2 protein-coding genes are annotated in these 1,973 nt (G+C 45.9%); both read right to left on the minus strand.

Features of this window, described 5'->3' with window-relative positions:
* Positions 1 to 770 precede the first annotated feature (770 nt).
* Positions 771 to 1,196: an SRPBCC family protein gene (locus BK127_RS42010; RefSeq protein ID WP_076238556.1), complete on the minus strand. Its 426-nt coding sequence runs from the start codon at positions 1,194 to 1,196 to the stop codon at positions 771 to 773.
* Between the two features lie 66 nt (positions 1,197 to 1,262).
* A partial coding sequence (locus BK127_RS42015) for an RNA polymerase subunit sigma-70 (RefSeq protein ID WP_076238557.1) occupies positions 1,263 to 1,973 on the minus strand: 711 nt, incomplete at its 5' end.

Genomic DNA, 1,973 nt, shown 5'->3' on the forward strand with positions numbered 1-1,973 from the left:
CCTAATTTCGAATATATCGCCTACTGTGAACCGCAATGAAATTTCCTCACGTATTGCATTATTATCCATGAGAAAAGCTACTTTCAGCAAGTGGCTTTAATGCAGAAATGATGGGAATTCAGAACACAAAAACTATTCCATACTTATTTACGAGATAGATATGGGCGTATATCCAATCCCTAATTTTTATCTCGGCATACACTGAGTTAGAAGCCCAATTAATAAGGAGTGAATAAATCGAATGGGATTTATACCGCAGCAAGGACCAACTTCTCCTCCACCCTCATATGTACCTCAAATGTCTCCATATGCTGTTGACCTTGGGACAATTTCTGGTTGTTTGGATCAATACACTTTCATATGGCTCAATAATGGAGATAGCTTTTGGTTCTATCTGACTTTTGTCGGAAGGACATCGATTTTAGGATATAGATTTTTCGGAGGAAGATGGAATCCTTATACAGTTAATTTAAGAGAAATTATTTCATTTTCATGTTACTAATTAATTATAATCCATGATAGAAGCGCAGAGCCTCTATTGTATTTATTTAGTTCAGCTTGTTTGCCCCACTATCTGCCCGTTACTTCAACGAACGACAGCAACCGATCGCGCAACCGGTTGCCGTCATGTCGTGATGCTATCGTCTACCGATAGAGCACAATAACAACAACAATGGATAGGGAACAGAACAAACGAAGATCGATTGCTCTTTCATCCAAGGCAAAACGCGCTCTGCCGTCCTTTGGAGGCAGAGCGCGTTTCGTTATTCTTATGATGCTTCCGTATATCGTTTGAAACTATCCAGAATCGCTTGCCAACCCGCCTTTTGGAATTCAACGGGGTTAGTGCTCTCGGCGTCGAAGATTTCAACGACCTTCGTGGCCTCGCCTTGATCGACGAACGCAATATCCACTTTCCGTCCGTCTCCCAATGTGTAAGCAATCGTCTCATGCAGCTTCACTTCGTCGTAAATTCCGCTATAATCAAAACCCATGCTGCCATCCTTCGCTTCCATCCTTGTCAGGAATTCGCCACCGACCCGCAAATCGTTCTCCGCTCTTGGCGCATGCCATTCCTCGGAAGGTTGATACCACTTCGTAATGTGGTCCGGCTCGGTCCAATAGCTCCATACTTTTGCTACAGGGGCTTTAACGACGGTCTCTACGGTTACTTTCGTTGGATTGCTTGTTTCCATTGTGAAGGACACCTCTTTACGGGAATTTTGTTTATCACTAATATAGACGAATGCCAATCTCCGAATTCATCGGTCTATTTGTTCCGGAAGCCCTAATCGGGAAAATAATTTTGCATTTATGAAATTTTGAACATGGAATATCCGACTATCTTTCACTTCAATCACGTGAATGCCCCAAGGCACCAGGACGGATGCCTCCTTACCCGGCACATACTGCGCCAGAGCGGGATAACCGCCATTCACTGTAGTTGGCAAAAATTTGGATCCCTCGCAATGCCAGCGCGTAAGCGCAAAAAACGCGGACAAATCTTCTTGCCCGCTAATCCACATGGCGAAAGGCGGCATGGACATACAACCTTCCTCATGGAACAACGACACAAGCGCTTGGATATCGAATTGCTCAAACGCTTCCACATACCGCGAGAGAAGATTATGGTCGGGATTGACATCCATCTTACTAAATTCGTCGGAGCGAAGCCGCGTTCGGTCCATCGTCTCCCTGGCTCGTTGCAGGGCGCTGTTCGCCGCTGCCGGCGACATTCCCAACGTTTCCGCAATTTGTTTCGAAGACCATTCAAAGACATCCTTCAGAATAAGAACCGCGCGTTGACGAGGCGGCAAGGTTTGCAAGAGTGCAATAAAGCAGAGCTGAAGGGTATCCTTGCGAACGAGAGCATCTTCCGGATTTTCTCCAAATTCGGGTGAGGGCCAAATCCAGGACGAGTCTGGCAGCGTTTCGTTCGGTTCGACAATCTTGATCGCCGGGTCGGACAGGTC

The sequence above is a fragment of the Paenibacillus sp. FSL H7-0331 genome, assembly GCF_001956045.1.